Raw genomic sequence first — 18,196 nt, 5'->3', positions numbered from 1 at the left:
CTCGGCCGTCCGGTCAACGATTGTCAAATTATCCTGTGAACATTTGCCGCAACGCAACAAGCGCCGCGCGATAGTCGGCGGCGCCCGTCACCGCGCTGACCACCGCGACGCTGCCGACGCCCGTCGCCAGTACGGCCGGCAAGGTGTCCTGCGCGACGCCGCCGATCGCGACGAGCGGCACCTGCGGGCCCGCGAAGGCCGCGTAGCGCGCGATCCGGGCGAGCCCCTGCGGCGGTGCGGCAACAGCCTTGGTCCGGGTCGCAAACACGGGCCCGAGCGCGAGATAGCTCGGGCGCACGTACAGCGCACGCAACATTTCGTAATATCCGTGACTCGACAGCCCGAGCCGCAGGCCCGCGCGCGCGATCGCGGCGAGATCGGCGGTCTCGAGGTCTTCCTGGCCCAGATGTACGCCGTACGCGCCGGCATCTGCGGCGATCTGCCAGTGATCGTTGATGAACACGCGCGCATCCGGATGACGACGCCCCGCCGCGACCGCGCGCGCGATCTCGGCGCGCAGCACGTCGGGTGCGGCGCCTTTCACGCGCAGCTGTACGGTCAACACGCCGCAGTCGAGCACCCGCTCGACCCATTCGGCGCTCGGCACGACCGGATACAGCCCGAGCCGCGCCGGGCACGGCGGGAACGCCGGCTCGGGCGCGGCCGGCAGCCCGGCGATACGCGGAAACCGCGCGGCGTCGACGGGCCACGCGTCGGCCGTGCGCATCTCGTCGCCGTCGCGCCACGCGAGCGCGAGCACCAGCGCGTCAAGCGGCGCAAAGCCGCAATCGACGAAGGCGGCCAGCGCGGCGATCCAGTCGTCCGCGAGCGGGTGCGCGGCATCGAGCGCATGGCGCTCGCCCGCGCAGTGCAGCACCGCGTGGCGTTCGCCGAACTCGATCACGGCGACGCCGGGCGACGCGACCAGCGCATGCATTCGCGTCGCGTGGTCGCCCTCCGATGCGATCAGCACGTCGCCGTCCGCGAGCGCGTCGGGCGGCGCGACGCACAGGCGCCACGGCGCCGTCGCGCGCGGCCAGTCGCCGAGCCGCGCGCGGATCCGTTCGGCCGCTTCCGCGAGTTCGTCGGCAGGCGGCCAGAATGCCGCGGCGAATCCCGCGCTCATGCACCGCCTCCGTCCTGGTGCCAGAACGGCATGCCGACCACCGGCGTGCTCGCGTGCGCGGTTTCGCGCGCGTCCATCGGCCCCGCGAGATACGCGGCGCGGCCGGCCTCGACGCCCTGCGCGAACGCGCGCGCCATGATCTCCGGATGGGTCGCCTGCGACACGGCCGTGTTCAGCAGCACGCCGTCGAAGCCCCACTCCATCACCTCGCACGCGTGCGACGGCACGCCGAGCCCCGCGTCGACGATCAGCGGCACGTCCGGCAGCCGCTCGCGCAGCACGCGCAGCCCGTACGGGTTCACGACGCCCTTGCCGGTGCCGATCGGCGCGCCCCACGGCATCAGCGCCTCACAGCCGACGTCGAGCAGGCGCCGGCCGATCACGAGATCCTCGGTGCAGTACGGCAGCACCTTGAAGCCGTCCTTGACCAGCTGCGCGGCGGCCTCGATCAAACCGACCGGATCGGGCTGAAGCGTGTAGTCGTCGCCGATCAGCTCGAGCTTGATCCAGTCGGTCTCGAACACCTCGCGCGCCATGTGCGCGGTGGTCAACGCCTCGGCAACGGTCTGGCAGCCGGCCGTGTTCGGCAACAGCGGCACCGCGTGACGCTTGAGCAGGTCGAAGAAACCGGCTTCGGCGGTGCCGCCCGACATCTGGCGGCGCAGCGCGACCGTCACCATCCCGGGCCGCGCGGCGGCAATCGAATCGGACAGCGACTGCAGCGATGGATAGCGCGACGTGCCGATCAGCACGCGGCTTGCGAAGGTTTCGCCGTACAGCGTCAGCGCGTCGGCGGAGGTGAGGGACGTCATCTCGTGTTCCTGGAAAGGTCGGGGGGACGAACCGGCGGGCGCTCAGCCGCCCGCGACGGGGTGCACGACGTCGAGCTTGTCGCCCGCCGCGAGCGCGCGCGCCGCGTGCTGGGTGCGCGCGACGAACGTGCCGTTCAGCGCCACCGCGTACGGCGGCCGCGCGCCGAATGCGGCGAGCGCATCGGCAACCGTCGCGCCGTCGGGCAGCATCAGGGTCTGTTGATTGATCTGGATATCCATGGCGTGCTTCGTCGAATTCGGGAAGGCGGCGCGCGTCAGGCCGGCTGGCGCGCGTCGTCGCGGTGATGAAGAAGATCCGGCCAGCGCGCGGCGCCGCGCCACGCGGCGAACGCGCCCGTGCCGCCGAGCGCGCCCGTCAGCGCCGCCTCGGCGAGCGCGACCGCGGCATGCGCGACTTCCGGCGCGATCATGAAGCCGTGCCGGTACAGGCCGTTGACCGCGAGCGTCGCCGCGCCGTCCCAGATCAGCGCCGGGCGATGATCGGGCAGCGTCGGCCGGCACTGCGCATTCAGCTCGAGGATGCGCGCCTCGCCGAATGCCGGGTGCACGGAGAACGCGGCGCTCAACAGCTCGAGCGCGGAACGCACGCTGACGGGCGACATGTCCTCGCCCTCCACTTCGGTCGCGCCGATCACGTACAGGTCATCCTGTTTCGGCGCGATGTACAGCGGATAGCGCGGATGCAGAAGCCGCACGGGCCGCGTCAGCCCGATGCCCGGCGCATGCACGCGCGCGACCTCGCCGCGGATCCCGCGCAGCATGGGCAGCACGGGCTTGGCGCCGAGCCCTCGGCAGTCGATCGTGAAGTGCGCGCCGGGCCGGTTGTGCGCGTCGATCGCGACGTGCCAGTGCGTGTCGACGCCGCGCTGCGCGAGGCCCGCCGCGAGCGCGCGCAGCACCTGGCGGTTGTCGAGCTGGCCTTCGCGCGGCAGCAGCAGCCCGCGCGCGAAGCGGCCCGCGAGCGCGGGCTCCGCGGCGTCGACCTGCGCGCCGGCGAGCGTGACGAAGCCGCCGTCGAGCAACTCGGCCGGCGCGTTCGCACGCACACGCCGCTCGAACAGCGGCGCTTCGGCGCGATCCGCGTGATGCCAGACGACGAGCGTGCCGTGATGCTGGAAGAACACCGGTTCCGGCAGCTCGGCGAGCCATTGCGGCCACCGGGCGAGCGACGCGGCGCCCAGCTCGGTGATCAGCAGCTCCGCGCTGGCCGCCTCGGCGAGCGGCGCGAGCATCGCGGCCGCAATCCAGGCGGCCGACTGCTCGCCGTCGGGGCCGCCGCGCTCGTAGAGCGCGACCCGGTGGCCGTCGCCGGCCAGCCGCCATGCAATCAGGCGGCCGACGAGGCCGCCGCCCAGTACTGCGAAATCCGGCCGGGAATTCGTGACGGTCATCGCGCGCCCTCCTCGCGGAACACGCATGCGTGCCGTGCGGACGCACGTGCGCGGCCCCGTGCGAATGCACGCGGGACGGTGGTACAAAAGACTGAAGATTGAACGGTCATCGCATCCTTCCGTAACGCGCAGTGCGCGTACCCAAAAGGACGAAACCGGCAGCAAAGGCCGGCCGGGCGGGACAGGGCGCTGGCAATGGGGAGGCAGCCAGCACGGCCCGGCGGGATCGGAAACTTCCCGCGCCGGTATTACCCGGATCGGGTGCAAAGGGTCTCTCTCAGCCTCGCCGCGCCGCCCGGACCATCTGCCGGCTGCGCACGAAGCACCCCTGTTTCGTCGACGGCCATTAGACCATAAAAGCGGAAACGGCCGCAAACTGTCCCCGGTCGGCAATTTCACCGATGCCGCACGCCGGTCTGGCACAATGCCCGCAGGCCGGCACGCGTTTCACGTGCCGGCCGCCGTGTCACCGCCGGCCGTTAAGGGCCGTTTAAGACGCGCGGGTCACCATCCGGAACGCCCGCGCGATGGGCGCCTTTTCCCGGCATGCCGTTCCGCGGCGCGCGCGGCTTCACCTGGCGCGCGCCGGCTACTCATCAGGAAGCACATGACCCAATCGACCCACACCGCCCACGACGCACCGCAGGACGAGCGCCCGGTATCCGCGTGGAGCCTCATCAAGCCCTACTGGGTCTCGTCCGAATGGAAAATCGCGTGGGGGCTGCTCGCCACGATCATCGTGATCAACCTCTGCGTCGTCTGGATCAACGTGCGGCTCAACAAATGGAACGCGGAGTTCTACAACGCACTGCAATCGAAGGACGTCCACGACTTCCCGAACCTGCTGATGCAGTTCTCGGCGCTCGCGTTCGGCTTCATCATCCTCGCCGTGTATGGCCGCTACCTGCGGCAGATGCTCGGCTTCCGCTGGCGCCAGTGGCTCACCGAGCGCTTCCTCGGCCAGTGGCTCGGCGACCGCGCGTTCTACCGGATCGAACGCGACCGCCTCGCCGACAACCCCGACCAGCGGATCACCGACGACCTGCAGTCGTTCGCGACGACCACGCTGTCGCTGTCGCTCGACCTGCTGTCGACGGTCGTCACGCTCGTGTCGTTCATCACGATCCTGTGGTCGCTCGCGGGCGCGCTGACGTTCATGCTCGGCGGCACGCCGATCGCGATCCCCGGCTACATGGTGTGGGCAGCCGCGCTGTACGCGGTGGTCGGCTCGCTGATCATCCAGAAGGTCGGCCATCCGCTCGTGTCGATCAACTACCAGCAGCAGCGCGTCGAGGCGGATTTCCGCTTCGGGCTGATCCGCGTGCGCGAGAACGCCGAGCAGATCGCGTTCTACGACGGCGAGAACACCGAGAACGGCAACGCGCACAACCTGTTCATGCGGATCCGCGACAACTGGTGGCGCGTGATGAAGTACACGAAGCGGCTCACGTTCGTGCTGAGCTTCTACGGCCAGATCGCGATCATCTTCCCGCTCGTCGTCGCCGCGCCGCGCTACTTCGCGGGCGCGTTCTCGTTCGGCGTGCTGATGCAGATCTCGTCCGCGTTCAACACCGTCAGCGACTCGTTCTCCTGGTTCATCAACAGCTACAGCACCCTCGTCGAATGGCGCGCGACGGTCAACCGTCTGCGCGAATTCAAGCGCGTGATGGGCGCGTCGCACCTGAAGGAAAGCGTGTCGCCCGCGACCGAGCACGGCGGCATCAACCTCCACTACGTCGACAGCGAGCAGTTGTCGACGTCGTCGCTGAAGCTCGCGCTGCCGAACGGCAACGCGCTCGCGGACATCGGCACCGTCACGATCGAGCCCGGCTCGCGCTGGCTCGTAATCGGCAAGTCGGGTTCGGGCAAGAGCACGTTCATGCGCGCGCTCGCGGGCCTGTGGCCGTTCGGCGACGGCGCGATCGACGCACCGGTCGGCGCGCGGATGATGTTCGTGCCGCAAACGAGCTATCTGCCGATCGGCACGCTGAAGGCCGCGCTCACCTACCCGGCCACCGCCGACGTGTTCAGCGACGAAGCATGCCGCGACGCGCTGCGCGCGTGCCGGCTCGAGGAGTATGTCGACCGGCTCGGCGAAACCGCGCACTGGACGCGCGTGCTGTCGCCGGGCGAACAGCAGCGTCTCGCGGGCGCGCGCGTGCTGCTGCACAAGCCCGACTTCCTGTTCCTCGACGAAGCGACGAGCGCGCTCGACGCAGACAACGAAGCGCGCCTCTATCACCTGTTCAACGAGCGGCTGCCGCAGGCCGCGATCGTCAGCATCGCGCACCGCGAATCGCTCGCGGCGTACCACGGCGGCACGATCAACGTCGAACGCGTGAGCGACAGCGACAGGGTCGCCGCGTAATCGTTGTTGGCTGGCGGCAACCCCCGGGCATTCCGGCATTTCGGCCGCCGCCAGCCGGCCGCCAGCATCGGCCCGCCCCGGTCGGCCATTCCCGTCGACGCGCCACGCGTGACCGGCACGAGCCTGCTCTAATTGGTACAAGCAGGTTCTCCGCCCTCCCCCTTATCCGCCAGCACGATTTCCGCCGACACGATCGGCCGGTGTGACGCGCCGTCGCGCGACAAGTGGCTCTCGAACAGCGTGAGCGCATCGAAACGCAACGCGACCGGCTCGCGCAACACGCCGCCGTGCGCGGGCTGCCCGACCGCATAGTGCGGCAGCCGCGCGAGCGTCACGTGCGGCCGGAACGGCCGGCGCTCGGTCGGCAGGCCGAGATCCCGCAACGCCGCGACGAGCGCATCGTTCAGCGCGACCAGCGCCGGTTCGGCGCCGAGCTCCGCGACGATCAGGCGCGCCTTCGGCAGGCTCGGCCACCACGCGAGCCGCTCGACCTGCTGCCGCGGCAGCGCGTTCGCGGCCGCCAGCGTCGGCAGCCGCGCGGCGAGCATGTCGCACCGATCGCGCTCGATCGCGCCGAGAAACGCGAGCGTCACGTGAAGCTGTTCGGGCTGCGTGCGCCGCGCGCCGCGCGCGACCGGCAACGCGTGCAACGCATCGCGCGATGCCGCGTCGGGCATCAGCGCGACGAATGCACGGAGCCGGTCGCCGTCCATGGTCAGCGCACCGCGACGCCGGGTGCGGCCCCGGCTTCGGGCGCCGCCGCCGGACGTTGCGGCAGCGGGCCGTGCTCGCCCCAGACGTCGGCCGGCAGCACGCGTGCGAGTTCCGGAATCGTGTTGCGCGTGAACACCGGGTCGGTGGCGCCTGCCGCGCGCTGGCGGCGGTAATCGCGCCATGCGGCGTGCGCGTACTTGCCGAGCGCGACGATCGCGATCAGGTTGATGATCGCCATCAGGCCCATGCTCGTGTCGGCCATCGCCCACACGAGCGGAAGCTGGCCGACGCTGCCGAACATCACCATCCCGAGCACCGCGATGCGGAACAGCGGCAGCACGCCCCGCCGCTTCGTGATGAACTCGACGTTGCCTTCCGCGTACGCGTAATTGCCGATCACCGACGAGAACGCGAGGAAGAAGATCGCGACCGCCATGTAGATGCCGCCCCAGTCGCCGACGTGGCTCGAGATCGCACGCTGCGTGAGCGCCGCGCCTTCCATCCCGGTGCCGATCTCGTACTGGCCCGACAGCAGGATCACGAACGCGGTCGCGCTGCAGATCACGATCGTGTCGACGAACACGCCGAGCATCTGGATCAGCCCCTGCGTGACCGGATGCCGGGTGCTGGCCGTCGCCGCCGCGTTCGGCGCGCTGCCCATCCCCGCTTCGTTCGAGAACAGCCCGCGCTTCACGCCGATCGCGATCGCCTGGCTGACCGCATAGCCGGTCAGGCCGCCCGCCGCCTGCTCGAGGCCGAACGCGCTCTTCACGATCAGCGCGATCACGCCGGGCACCATCGCGATGTGCGTCGCGACCGCGTAGACCGCGAGCGCGAGGTAGCCGATCGCCATCAGCGGCACGATCACCTGCGCAACGGTCGCGATCCGGCGGATCCCGCCGAAAATGATCGGCGCAGTCAGCAGCACGAGGCCGAAACCGACTGCGGCGCGGCTCCAGCCGAACGACACGTGAAACGCATCGGCGATCGCGTTCGACTGCACCGCGTTGAACACGAAACCGAACGCAAGGATCAGCGACAGCGAAAACAGCACGCCGAAGCCGCGCGAGCGCAGGCCGGTCTGGATGTAGTACGCAGGGCCGCCGCGAAACGAGCCGTCCGGATGCGAGACCTTGAAGATCTGCGCGAGCGTCGCCTCGACGAACGCGGACGACATCCCGACCAGGGCCGTGATCCACATCCAGAAGATCGCGCCCGGCCCGCCGACCGTCAGCGCGACCGCGACGCCGGCGATGTTGCCGGTGCCGACGCGGCTCGCAAGGCCGGTCGCGAACGCCTGGAACGACGAGATGCTGCCCGGCTCGCCCTTGCTGCCGACGAGGCGCATGCTGAGGAACAGCGCCTTCAGCTGGATCATCCGGAACCGCAGCGTGAACCATGCGCCCACGCCGAGCAGCAGCGCGATCAGCACGTAGTTCCACAACACGCCGTTGACGGCGTCGATCAACCCTTGCACGAGTGCTTCCATCCAGTGTCCTTTTAAATGGGGTCAGTCATGTCGGCCGCACTCCGCGGCCCGAGGGGCGACATGATATGACAATTCGAAATGATTATTACAAAACGAAAGAAAACGGGATGACGGAAAATCGGCGACGGATGAGATCAGATTAGACGACGCTTCGCGAAAATGCGGAGTGCCGGCGCTCATTGCCCGGCGCGCGAAAGCGTGGTGGGCGCCACTCGATCGTACATTGGTGAATTCAGCAGGAACCGCGATCTCGCAGAAGAGGGACGAAGGCATTTGCCCCAACGCATCGGTCGCGGCATTCGAAGCAAAGATTCTCGCGTTTGCGAAGGAGCACGGCATCCTCACCGACGAGGTCGAATTCGTCGGCACGAGCCGCTACCATGCCGACACGCTCGACAGGTGGGAATTCGACCTGAGGTCGCGCGAAGCAAGCTACGTCGCAACGATCGATTGCGACGGTCGTATCACCGGTTTCGGGACAAGGCGGAGCAATGCGGCCGGGCCGCGAATAGCGCAGGACTTCGCCACCAGGCCCGGATATCCGTTTCGACATGGTCAGCAGACATGGAGCTTGCTCAATCATGACTTCGACTTTCATGCGGCGCATGATTCGGTTGACACTCTGGCTTATCGCGACGCCCATCGTGCTTGTTTTGCTGCTGCTTGTCATCGTCGTGGGGGCAAGGTACGAGAAAGACGAAGGCAGTTGCCCCGACGCACCCGCCGCAGAACTCGAGGCGAGGATTCTCGTGTTCGCCAAAGAGAGGGGATATCGCTTGACGAACGTCCGGTTTGAGAACAATCCTCGATATCACGCAGACGCACTTGGCTGGTGGGGATTCAATCTGAGCGCGCGCGAAGGAACATATGGCGCAACGATCGATTGCAAGGGTCGCATCACCGGCTTCGGAAAAATCCAACAGCTTCCCCTGACTCAGCCGAGCCGTCCAAATGATTCCGCCCGTCGGCAGGAGAAGTAATCAGGCGTCGGCATATGCCGACGCCTGACGTTTGGCCGTCGTCCCGGCGGCAGCCATAAAAAAACCGGGCGCCCTCTCGGACGCCCGGCCTGGTTCGACGGCTAACGGACTGCGCTTACCGCGGCAGTTCCGAATGCCCCATCAGGTACGCATCGACCGAGCGCGCGCACTGCCGGCCTTCGCGGATCGCCCACACGACGAGCGACTGGCCGCGGCGCATGTCGCCCGCCGCGAACACCTTGTCGACCGACGTGTAGTACGCGCGATCGCCTTCGGTCGCCGCACGCGCGTTGCCGCGCGCGTCCTTGTCGACGCCGAATGCCTCGAGCACCGGAGAAGCCGGCTGCGTGAAGCCCATTGCGAGCAGCACCAGATCGGCCTTCATCTCGAACTCCGAGCCCGGCACTTCCTGCATCTTGCCGTCCTTCCACTCGACGCGCGCCGCGATCAGCTTCTCGACCTTGCCGTTCTTGCCTTCGAAACGCTTCGTCGCGACCGCCCAGTCGCGCTCGCAACCTTCCTCGTGCGACGACGACGTGCGCAGCTTGATCGGCCAGTACGGCCACACGAGCGGCTTGTTTTCCTCTTCCGGCGGCTGCGGCAGCAGCTCGAACTGCGTGACGCCCTTCGCGCCGTGACGGTTCGACGTGCCGACGCAGTCCGAACCCGTATCGCCGCCGCCGATCACGACGACGTGCTTGCCCTTCGCGAGCAGCTGGTCGGCCAGCTTGTCGCCGGCGTTCACGCGGTTCTGCTGCGGCAGGAAGTCCATCGCGTAATGGATACCGGCCAGCTCGCGGCCCGGCACCGGCAGGTCGCGCGGCGTTTCCGAGCCGCCCGCGATCACGACCGCGTCGAACTCTTCCTTCAGCGTCGCCGGCGAGATGGTCTCCTTCGCCATGTTGCCGATCGAGTCGGGCAGCGCATCCTTGCCGATGAACACGCTGGTGCGGAACGTCACGCCTTCCGCTTCCATCTGGCGCATGCGGCGGTCGATCAGCCACTTCTCGAGCTTGAAGTCGGGGATCCCGTAACGCAGCAGGCCGCCGACCCGATCGCTCTTCTCGAACACTGTCACGTCGTGGCCCGCGCGCGCGAGCTGCTGCGCGGCGGCGAGGCCCGCAGGCCCCGAGCCGACCACTGCGACCTTCTTGCCCGTCTTGTGCGCAGCCGGCTGCGGTGCCACCCAGCCTTCCGCCCACGCCTTGTCGATGATCGCGTGCTCGATCGACTTGATGCCGACCGGATCGTCGTTGATCCCGAGCGTGCACGCGGCTTCGCACGGCGCCGGGCAGATGCGGCCCGTGAATTCCGGGAAGTTGTTGGTCGAGTGCAGGACCTCGATCGCCTGACGCCAGTCCTGGCGATACACCAGGTCGTTGAAGTCCGGGATGATGTTGTTGACCGGACAGCCGTTGTTGCAGAACGGGATGCCGCAGTCCATGCAGCGCGCGCCCTGCACCTTCGCATCCGCGTCGGACAGCGCCGCGACGAATTCCTTGTAGTGCTTCACGCGCGTGAGCGGTGCTTCGTACGCCTCGTGGCGGCGTTCGAACTCCAGAAAACCGGTTGCCTTGCCCATAAGGTGCTCTTCTGATTCCGTGTATCGGGTGGGGGAGCCGCGCGCGCGACAGTCACGCGCGCGCGGCCTCTGCTATGTCGTTCGTCGCTCAGGCGGCCAGTTCTTCCTTCGCCGCCTTCTTCGCACCGATCTCGCCCAGCGCGCGCTTGTATTCGTGCGGGAACACCTTCACGAACTGGCGCCGCGCCGCGTCCCAGTTTTCCAGCAGCGATTTCGCGCGCGGCGAACCGGTGAACTGGAAGTGACGCTCGACGAGCCCCTTGAGCAGCGCTTCGTCCGTCGTGCCTGCGTGCCAGAGCGCGCGGTCGACCGTGCGCTCCTGTTCGGCCTGCTGCAGCACCGGCTCGAGCGCGACCATCGACTTGTTGCACTTCGCCGCGAACGTGCCTTCCGGGTCGTACATGTACGCGACGCCGCCCGACATGCCGGCCGCGAAGTTGCGGCCCGTCTCGCCGAGCACGACGACCGTGCCGCCCGTCATGTATTCGCAGCCGTGGTCGCCGGTGCCTTCGACGACCGCCGTCGCGCCCGAGTTGCGCACGCAGAAGCGTTCGCCCGCGACGCCACGGAAGAAGGCCTCGCCCTCGATCGCGCCGTACATCACCGTGTTGCCGCAGATGATGTTTTCCTCGGACTTGCCGCGGAAGTCGTTGGTCGGACGGATGATGATCCGGCCGCCCGACAGGCCCTTGCCGACGTAGTCGTTGCCGTCGCCGACGAGGTCGAGCGTCACGCCCTTCGCGAGGAACGCGCCGAAGCTCTGGCCGGCCGTGCCCTTCAGCTGGATGTGCACCGCATCGTCGTCGAGACCGTCGTGGCCATGCTTCTTCGCGATCACGCCCGACAGCATCGCGCCGACCGTGCGGTTCACGTTGCGCACCGGCTGGATGAACGACACATGTTCGCCGTTCTCGATCGCGGCCTTCGCCTTCTCGATCAGCACATGGTCGAGCGCGCGCTCGAGGCCGTGATCCTGCACGTCGACGTGACGCGGTGCGACTTCCTCGCAGTCTTCCGGCTGGTAGAACACGCGCGAGAAGTCGAGACCCTTCGCCTTCCAGTGCTCGACGCCCTTGCGCGTGTCGAGCAGGTCGGCGCGGCCGACCAGGTCGTCGAACTTCGCGATGCCGAGCTGCGCCATGATCTCGCGCACTTCCTCGGCAACGAAGAAGAAGTAGTTGACGACGTGTTCCGGCTGGCCCGAGAACTTCGCGCGCAGCACGGGGTCCTGCGTCGCGACGCCGACCGGGCACGTGTTCAGGTGGCACTTGCGCATCATGATGCAGCCTTCGACGACGAGCGGCGCCGTCGCGAAGCCGAATTCGTCCGCGCCGAGCAGCGCGCCGATCACGACGTCGCGGCCCGTCTTCATCTGGCCGTCGGCCTGCACGCGGATGCGGCCGCGCAGGCGGTTCAGCACCAGCGTCTGCTGCGTTTCGGCAAGGCCGAGTTCCCACGGCGTGCCTGCGTGCTTGACCGACGACAGCGGCGACGCGCCGGTGCCGCCGTCATGGCCGGCGATCACGACGTGATCGGCCTTCGCCTTCGCGACGCCTGCCGCGACCGTGCCGACGCCCACTTCCGACACGAGCTTCACCGAGATGCTCGAGCTCGGGTTCACGTTCTTCAGGTCGTGGATCAGTTGCGCGAGATCCTCGATCGAGTAGATGTCGTGGTGCGGCGGCGGCGAGATCAGGCCGACGCCCGGCACCGAGTAGCGCAGCTTGCCGATGTAATCGGACACCTTGTGGCCCGGCAGCTGGCCGCCTTCGCCCGGCTTCGCGCCCTGCGCCATCTTGATCTGGATCTGGTCGGCCGACGCGAGATACTCGGCCGTCACGCCGAAGCGGCCCGACGCGACCTGCTTGATCTTCGAGCGCAGCGAATCGCCATCCTTCAGCGGGATGTCGCTGACGATCTCGTCGCCGATCACCGACTTCAGCGACTCGCCCGACTTGATCGGAATGCCGCGCAGCTCGTTGCGATAGCGCTTGTCGTCCTCGCCGCCTTCGCCGGTGTTCGACTTGCCGCCGATCCGGTTCATCGCGATCGCGAGCGTCGCGTGCGCCTCGGTGCTGATCGAGCCGAGCGACATTGCGCCCGTCGCGAAGCGCTTGACGATCTCCTTCGCCGATTCGACTTCGTCGATCGGAATCGCCTTCGCCGGCGACACCTTGAATTCGAACAGCCCGCGGAACGTCATGTGGCGCTTCGTCTGATCGTTGATCAGGTGTGCGTATTCCTTGTACGTCTGGTACGAGTTGCTGCGCGTCGCGTGCTGCAGCTTCGCGATCGAATCCGGCGTCCACATGTGGTCCTCGCCGCGCACGCGGTACGCGTACTCGCCGCCCGCGTCGAGCATGTCGCGCAGCACCGGGTTGTCGCCGAACGCGTCGCGGTGCAGGCGGATCGCCTCTTCCGCGACTTCGAACAGGCCGATGCCGCCGACCTTCGATGCCGTGCCCTTGAAGTACTTCTCGACGAGGTCGGTCGCGAGGCCAAGCGCTTCGAAGATCTGCGCGCCCGTGTACGACATGTACGTCGAGATGCCCATCTTCGACATCACCTTCTGCAGGCCCTTGCCGACCGCCTTCGTGAAATTGTAGACGGCCTTCTCCGGCGACAGGTCGCCCGTCAGGCCGTCGGCCATCTTCGCGAGCGTTTCCATCGCGAGGTACGGGTGCACGGCTTCCGCGCCGTAGCCCGCGAGCAGCGCGAAGTGGTGCGTCTCACGCGCGGAGCCCGTCTCGACGACGAGGCCCGTGCTCGTGCGCAGCCCCTGCTGGACGAGGTGCGTGTGGATCGCCGAGGTCGCGAGCAGCGCGGGGATCGCGACGTGCTCGGCATCGGTCTTGCGGTCCGACACGATCAGGATGTTGTAGCCGGACTTCACCGCGTCGACGGCTTCCGCGCACAGCGACGCAAGGCGCGCCTCGATGCCTTCCTTGCCCCACGCGACCGGGTAGCAGATGCTCAGTTCGTACGAGCTGAACTTGCCGCCCGTGTACTGGTCGATCGCGCGGATCTTCGCGATGTCCTTGAAGTCGAGCACCGGCTGCGACACTTCGAGCCGCATCGGCGGGTTGATGTTGTTCGTGTCGAGCAGGTTCGGCTTCGGGCCGATGAACGACACGAGCGACATCACCATGTTCTCGCGGATCGGGTCGATCGGCGGGTTCGTGACCTGCGCGAACAGCTGCTTGAAGTAGTGATAGAGCGTCTTGTTCTTGTTCGACATCACCGCGAGCGGCGAGTCGTTGCCCATCGAGCCGACCGCCTCCTCGCCCTGCTGCGCCATCGGCGCCATCAGGAACTTCAGGTCTTCCTGCGTATAGCCGAACGCCTGCTGGCGGTCGAGCAGCGCGGCGCCCTCGACGCGGCCTGCGGCAACTTCCTCGGCCTTCGGCTCGATCTCGTCGAGCTTGATGCGCACGGCGTCGATCCAGCTCTTGTACGGCTTCGCGTTCGCGAGGTTGTCCTTGAGCTCCTTGTCGTCGATGATGCGGCCGTGTTCCATGTCGATCAGGAACATCTTGCCCGGCTGCAGGCGCCACTTCTTGACGATCTTCGACTCGGGGATCGGCAGCGTGCCGGCTTCCGACGCCATGATCACGAGATCGTCGTCGGTCACGATGTAGCGCGCCGGGCGCAGGCCGTTGCGGTCGAGCGTCGCGCCGATCTGGCGGCCGTCGGTGAACGCGATCGCGGCGGGGCCGTCCCACGGCTCCATCATCGCGGCGTGGTATTCGTAGAACGCGCGGCGGTTCTCGTCCATCAGCGTGTGCTGTTCCCACGCTTCCGGGATCATCATCATCACCGCGTGCACGAGCGGGTAGCCCGCCATCACGAGCAGCTCGAGACAGTTGTCGAACGATGCGGTATCCGACTGGCCCGGGTAGATCAGCGGCCAGAGCTTCGGCAGGTCGTCGCCGAGCACGTGCGACGCGATCGCGCCGGTACGCGCGTTCAGCCAGTTGACGTTGCCCTTCACGGTGTTGATCTCGCCGTTGTGCGCGATCATCCGGTACGGGTGAGCCAGTTCCCATGCCGGGAACGTGTTGGTCGAGAAGCGCTGGTGCACGAGCGCGAGCGCCGACACGGTGCGCGCGTCCTGCAGGTCGCGGTAGTAGACGCCGACCTGGCCCGCGAGCAGCAGGCCCTTGTAGACGATCGTGCGCGCCGACATCGACGGCACGAAGTATTCCTTGCCGTGCTTCAGCTTCAGCGCCTGGATGCGGTGGCTGGCCGTCTTGCGGATCACGTAGAGCTTACGCTCGAGCGCGTCCGTCACCATGATGTCCTTGCCGCGGCCGATGAAGATCTGGCGGATCAGCGGCTCGCTCGCCTTCACGGCCGGCGAGATCGGCATCGCGTGGTCGACCGGCACGTCGCGCCAGCCCAGCACGACCTGGCCCTCTGCCTTCACGGTGCGCTCGAGCTCCTGCTCGCACGCGATCCGCGACGCGTTTTCCTTCGGCAGGAAGATCATCCCCACGCCGTACTCGCCGGCCGGCGGCAGCGTGACGTCCTGCTTCGCCATTTCCTCGCGGTAGAACGCGTCCGGAATCTGGATCAGGATGCCCGCGCCGTCGCCCATCAGCGGATCGGCGCCGACCGCGCCGCGGTGGTCGAGATTCTCGAGGATCTTCAGACCCTGTTCGATGATCTCGTGGCTCTTCTTGCCCTTGATGTGTGCGACGAAGCCGACGCCGCAGGCGTCGTGTTCGTTTTGCGGGTCATACAGACCTTGCGCGGCGGGCACCGCGGTGAGCGGCTGCTGGTGGTCGTTCATGGGGACACCGTCGTAAAGGGGCCTCGAGGGCCGTTGAACCATTTTCTTGTTGCCGCCGTTTCCCGCTTCCCGGCGGGAGGCGGCGCGGCCGACAGTGGGTGGGGCATGCTTCGCCCGGGCCACCGGAATTCGGAATATACGCGACGAATCAAAGGAATAGCAACAAAAACCGTGTGATACGGCCCCAATTAAACCGATGCATCGATCTGGTGCCGTTTTATTGGGGTCGTATCATTTTGGTGCAAAAAGAAGCGGCGCCCGCAGCGCCGCCTCCCGTTCCGCCTGCCAGCCCTTACTGCTGGATCGGCGGCGTGTTCTCACGCACCTTGCGAGGACGCCCGCGCGGCAGCGGCGACACGCGCCGGTTCGCGGTACGCGCCGCCCATTCGCGGTAGTTCTCGCCGCCGAGCACCCAGCCCTTCAGCGTCGCCTGCTGGAGCTGGTCGGCCTGCCGCTCGTCGAGCGGCTGCTCGCACAGCTCCTTGTACGCGCGCTGGCGTTCGAACGGCGTGTTGCCGAGCGCCCAGTAGAGCGGATGGTCGGTGATCAGGCTGTCGACGGTGAGCCCGATGTGATGCCGGTAGCTCGACCACCGATAGGCATCCGGCGTCGCGGCAAGCTGCGCGCGCACGGGGCTCAACTCGACCACGCGGCTCGCGAGCAGGAAATAGCGCTCGCCTTCGATCACGGTCGCGCGATAGCGGCCTTCCCACAGGGTGCCGCGCCGCGAATAGCGTCGGTTGAAATGGGCGACGTAGCGACGTCCGACTGCCTGCATCGCCTTCGGCAGGCTGGCCTCGTCGCTCGGCGTCACGAGAAGCTGCACCTGGCGCGGCAGCAGCACGTATGCGTGCACCGCGAGGTGGTGATCGCGCGCCGCGGCCTTCAGACAATCGATGAAGAGCTCGTAGTCCTGGTCGTCGACGAACGCGGGTTGCTGATCCAGGCCGCGCAATATCACGTGCTGCGGCTGGTCGGGAACGTAGAGTCGTGCTAGCCGTGCCATGCTGAATGTCCGTTTGATCGCGTTAGGAGATACCCGAAGGTCCGATGGTGCGCACTTCCGTAGAACCCTTTGCCCACGGTGCGCCGAAACGTACGGTCGTGCGAATCCTAGGGAGAAAACTCTAACTTACGAGCTTGTTTGGTTTTAAACGCCGTAGTCATAATGAGCACGCCTTTGATCGGAGGAGACAAAATGAAACGAAAACTGGCCATTACGGGGGCCGCTGCGCTCGCGTTCACGTTGGCGAGCAGTGCGGCGCACGCGCAATCGGCAGGTAGCTTTTACGTCACCACCGGGTGGTTCCACCTTGCTCCGCAGGACAGCAGCGACCCGCTGTTCCTCTACGGAGTCGGTGGCACGCCCATCAATCAGTCCATTCCCAACACGGGCGCCGGCATCAGCGATGCCGACACGCTCGGGCTGGCATTCGGCTACTTCATCACCGACCACATCTCCACCCAGCTCGACATGGGGATACCGCCGAAGTTCGACATCACCGGCAAGGGTCGGTTCGAAAGTTTCGGCAAGCTCGGCTCCGCATACCAGTGGAGCCCCGCATTGTTGCTCCGCTACAACTTCAACGAAGCCAACGCCAAATTCCGGCCGTATGTCGGCATCGGCGCGACTTACGTCTGGTTCACCGGCGCGAAGCTCACGAACGGTACGTTCGAGAACGGCGTGCTCGGTGGCCCGACCAGCGCGACGACCAGCAACCAGTGGGCGCCCGTGTTCAACGCCGGCTTCACGTACAACTTCACCGACCACTGGTTCGCAGGCCTGTCGATCTCGTATGTGCCGTTGAGCGTCACCGCGACCTTCACGACGGCCCGTCAGACCCCGGTCGGGACGCTGACCGAAACGTCGAAGGCCAAGATCAACCTGAACCCGATCGTCACCTACCTGAACGTCGGCTACCGCTTCTAAGCGTAGTCGAATATTTGGGGAATGGTTAATCCCGCTGCAATTTGTAGCGGATTTTTCCTTGCGTAACGCGCCGTGACGTAAAACGCCCCGAGCGAAATGCCGACGGGGCGTCGATTATTACGCGTCAGGCCCGCTCCGGGGCCTGGCGCCGCTCACGCATGTGCGCTGGCCGCGCCACGGTTGAATTGATCAATCACTGGAAGCCGGGCTGGACGTTGCATCCAGCGCTTGCGGGCCGATCAGGTCGATACGGTCCGTGCAGATTGCGTCGACGCCCCACCGCACGAGCTGCTGCGCGCGCGCGAGGTCGTTGACGGTATAGGCGAGGATCCGCAGGCCGGCCGCCCTGATCGCGCGCACCAGCGGCTCGTCGAGCGATTGATGGTCCGCATGCAGCGACACGCAGCCGAGCGCGTCGACCGCCTGCGCGCGCCAGTCGTCCGGCACGGTCTCGTACAGCATTCCGCGCGGCAGGTCGGGCGCAGCGTCACGCGCCTGCTGCAGTGCATCGAACGAAAAGGACGACAACAGCGGCGGCATCGCCGCGCCGCGCCAGTACGCCGCAGCGTCGGCGGCCACGCGCCGCCCGGTCTCGCGTTCGCGCCCGGCGCACGGCTTGATCTCGACATTCGCCGCGAGCCCGAGCGCGAGGCAGCGCGCCGCAGCAGCGTCGAGCGTCGGCATCCGCTCGCCCGCGAACCGCGCGTCGAACCAGCTGCCCGCGTCGAGCGCCGCGAGTTCCGCATAGCGCATCCGCGCCGCCGCCCCGTGGCCGTTCGAGGTCCGGTCGACCGTGTCGTCGTGCAGCAGGAACGTGACGTCGTCCGCCGACAGCTTTGCGTCGAATTCGACCATCCGGTGCCCGCGCCGCGCGCCTTCGTCGAGCGCCGCAAGGGTATTCTCCGGTGCCAGCGTGCCGCCGCCGCGATGAGCGACGACACGCGGGTACGGCCAGACAGCATGGGAACTCATCGGGACACCTGTCGATTGG

Annotated in this window: 14 protein-coding genes and 1 riboswitch; of the genes, 3 read left to right on the top strand and 11 right to left on the bottom strand. The window is 67.3% G+C overall.

Annotation, left to right across the window (positions count from 1 at the left end):
• Nucleotides 1–28: 28 nt before the first annotated feature.
• The 4 genes from thiE to DID96_RS10935 are packed head-to-tail and all read right to left on the bottom strand — an operon-like array spanning nt 29 to nt 3,350.
• Entirely contained in the window at nt 29–1,126 is a 1,098-nt protein-coding gene (gene thiE / locus DID96_RS10950; RefSeq protein WP_124599350.1) for a thiamine phosphate synthase, read from the bottom strand.
• Entirely contained in the window at nt 1,123–1,938 is an 816-nt protein-coding gene (locus DID96_RS10945; RefSeq protein ID WP_124599349.1) for a thiazole synthase, read from the bottom strand. The genes thiE and DID96_RS10945 overlap by 4 nt, the downstream gene beginning before the upstream one ends.
• A 42-nt stretch (nt 1,939–1,980) precedes the next feature.
• The gene (gene thiS / locus DID96_RS10940) at nt 1,981–2,178 is read right to left on the bottom strand and encodes a sulfur carrier protein ThiS (protein WP_124599348.1); all 198 of its coding nucleotides are present in this window, start codon (nt 2,176–2,178) and stop codon (nt 1,981–1,983) included.
• A gap of 35 nt (nt 2,179–2,213) precedes the next feature.
• Entirely contained in the window at nt 2,214–3,350 is a 1,137-nt protein-coding gene (locus DID96_RS10935) for an FAD-dependent oxidoreductase (protein ID WP_124599347.1), read from the bottom strand.
• A gap of 217 nt (nt 3,351–3,567) precedes the next feature.
• Nucleotides 3,568–3,690: riboswitch (TPP riboswitch) on the bottom strand.
• A 267-nt stretch (nt 3,691–3,957) separates the two neighbouring features.
• On the opposite strand from DID96_RS10935, the gene DID96_RS10930 reads away from it, so the two are divergent.
• On the top strand, nt 3,958–5,718 hold the full coding sequence (locus DID96_RS10930) for an ABC transporter ATP-binding protein/permease (protein ID WP_124599346.1): 1,761 nt from the start codon (nt 3,958–3,960) through the stop codon (nt 5,716–5,718).
• Nucleotides 5,719–5,846: 128 nt separating this feature from the next.
• On the opposite strand, the gene thpR is transcribed toward DID96_RS10930, so the two are convergent.
• The 3 genes from thpR to DID96_RS10915 all read right to left on the bottom strand — a co-directional run bounded on the left by thpR (nt 5,847) and on the right by DID96_RS10915 (nt 8,519).
• Nucleotides 5,847–6,431 (bottom strand): RNA 2',3'-cyclic phosphodiesterase, encoded by a 585-nt coding sequence (gene thpR / locus DID96_RS10925; protein WP_124599345.1) that lies wholly within the window; start codon nt 6,429–6,431, stop codon nt 5,847–5,849.
• A gap of 2 nt (nt 6,432–6,433) precedes the next feature.
• Complete coding sequence (locus DID96_RS10920) at nt 6,434–7,921, bottom strand: sodium:alanine symporter family protein (protein ID WP_124599344.1); 1,488 nt, start codon at nt 7,919–7,921, stop codon at nt 6,434–6,436.
• Between the two features lie 232 nt (nt 7,922–8,153).
• Nucleotides 8,154–8,519: a hypothetical protein gene (locus tag DID96_RS10915; protein WP_124599343.1), complete on the bottom strand. Its 366-nt coding sequence runs from the start codon at nt 8,517–8,519 to the stop codon at nt 8,154–8,156.
• On the opposite strand from DID96_RS10915, the gene DID96_RS10910 reads away from it, so the two are divergent.
• Entirely contained in the window at nt 8,503–8,901 is a 399-nt protein-coding gene (locus tag DID96_RS10910; protein ID WP_124599342.1) for a hypothetical protein, read from the top strand. The genes DID96_RS10915 and DID96_RS10910 overlap by 17 nt on opposite strands.
• 115 nt (nt 8,902–9,016) lie before the next feature.
• On the opposite strand, the gene DID96_RS10905 is transcribed toward DID96_RS10910, so the two are convergent.
• The 3 genes from DID96_RS10905 to DID96_RS10890 form a co-directional block, all read right to left on the bottom strand.
• Nucleotides 9,017–10,483 carry a glutamate synthase subunit beta gene (locus DID96_RS10905; protein ID WP_124599341.1) on the bottom strand — a complete coding sequence of 489 codons (1,467 nt, stop codon included), beginning with the start codon at nt 10,481–10,483 and terminating at the stop codon, nt 9,017–9,019.
• Between the two features lie 88 nt (nt 10,484–10,571).
• Complete coding sequence (locus DID96_RS10900) at nt 10,572–15,275, bottom strand: glutamate synthase-related protein (protein WP_124599340.1); 4,704 nt, start codon at nt 15,273–15,275, stop codon at nt 10,572–10,574.
• 292 nt (nt 15,276–15,567) lie between these two features.
• Complete coding sequence (locus DID96_RS10890; protein WP_124599339.1) at nt 15,568–16,281, bottom strand: transposase; 714 nt, start codon at nt 16,279–16,281, stop codon at nt 15,568–15,570.
• A 192-nt stretch (nt 16,282–16,473) separates the two neighbouring features.
• Here DID96_RS10890 and DID96_RS10885 point away from each other — a divergent pair, with 192 nt between their 5' ends.
• Nucleotides 16,474–17,205, top strand: a complete 732-nt coding sequence (locus DID96_RS10885; protein WP_124599338.1) for an OmpW family protein — start codon at nt 16,474–16,476, stop codon at nt 17,203–17,205.
• 189 nt (nt 17,206–17,394) lie between these two features.
• On the opposite strand, the gene ugpQ is transcribed toward DID96_RS10885, so the two are convergent.
• The gene (gene ugpQ / locus DID96_RS10880) at nt 17,395–18,177 is read right to left on the bottom strand and encodes a glycerophosphodiester phosphodiesterase (protein WP_124599337.1); all 783 of its coding nucleotides are present in this window, start codon (nt 18,175–18,177) and stop codon (nt 17,395–17,397) included.
• Nucleotides 18,178–18,196 lie beyond the last annotated feature (19 nt).

Origin of the sequence: Burkholderia sp. Bp8963 (assembly GCF_003854275.1) — a bacterium.
Taxonomy (GTDB): Bacteria; Pseudomonadota; Gammaproteobacteria; order Burkholderiales; family Burkholderiaceae; genus Burkholderia.
This window is presented reverse-complemented; position numbering and strand designations above follow the sequence as displayed.

Coding starts and splice junctions, on each gene's coding strand:
- thiE (WP_124599350.1), bottom strand. CDS start 1,126: ATGAGCGCGGGATTCGCCGCGGCATTCTGGCCGCCTGCCGACGAACTC.
- DID96_RS10945 (WP_124599349.1), bottom strand. CDS start 1,938: ATGACGTCCCTCACCTCCGCCGACGCGCTGACGCTGTACGGCGAAACC.
- thiS (WP_124599348.1), bottom strand. CDS start 2,178: ATGGATATCCAGATCAATCAACAGACCCTGATGCTGCCCGACGGCGCG.
- DID96_RS10935 (WP_124599347.1), bottom strand. CDS start 3,350: ATGACCGTCACGAATTCCCGGCCGGATTTCGCAGTACTGGGCGGCGGC.
- DID96_RS10930 (WP_124599346.1), top strand. CDS start 3,958: ATGACCCAATCGACCCACACCGCCCACGACGCACCGCAGGACGAGCGC.
- thpR (WP_124599345.1), bottom strand. CDS start 6,431: ATGGACGGCGACCGGCTCCGTGCATTCGTCGCGCTGATGCCCGACGCG.
- DID96_RS10920 (WP_124599344.1), bottom strand. CDS start 7,921: ATGGAAGCACTCGTGCAAGGGTTGATCGACGCCGTCAACGGCGTGTTG.
- DID96_RS10910 (WP_124599342.1), top strand. CDS start 8,503: ATGACTTCGACTTTCATGCGGCGCATGATTCGGTTGACACTCTGGCTT.
- DID96_RS10915 (WP_124599343.1), bottom strand. CDS start 8,519: ATGAAAGTCGAAGTCATGATTGAGCAAGCTCCATGTCTGCTGACCATG.
- DID96_RS10905 (WP_124599341.1), bottom strand. CDS start 10,483: ATGGGCAAGGCAACCGGTTTTCTGGAGTTCGAACGCCGCCACGAGGCG.
- DID96_RS10900 (WP_124599340.1), bottom strand. CDS start 15,275: ATGAACGACCACCAGCAGCCGCTCACCGCGGTGCCCGCCGCGCAAGGT.
- DID96_RS10890 (WP_124599339.1), bottom strand. CDS start 16,281: ATGGCACGGCTAGCACGACTCTACGTTCCCGACCAGCCGCAGCACGTG.
- DID96_RS10885 (WP_124599338.1), top strand. CDS start 16,474: ATGAAACGAAAACTGGCCATTACGGGGGCCGCTGCGCTCGCGTTCACG.
- ugpQ (WP_124599337.1), bottom strand. CDS start 18,177: ATGAGTTCCCATGCTGTCTGGCCGTACCCGCGTGTCGTCGCTCATCGC.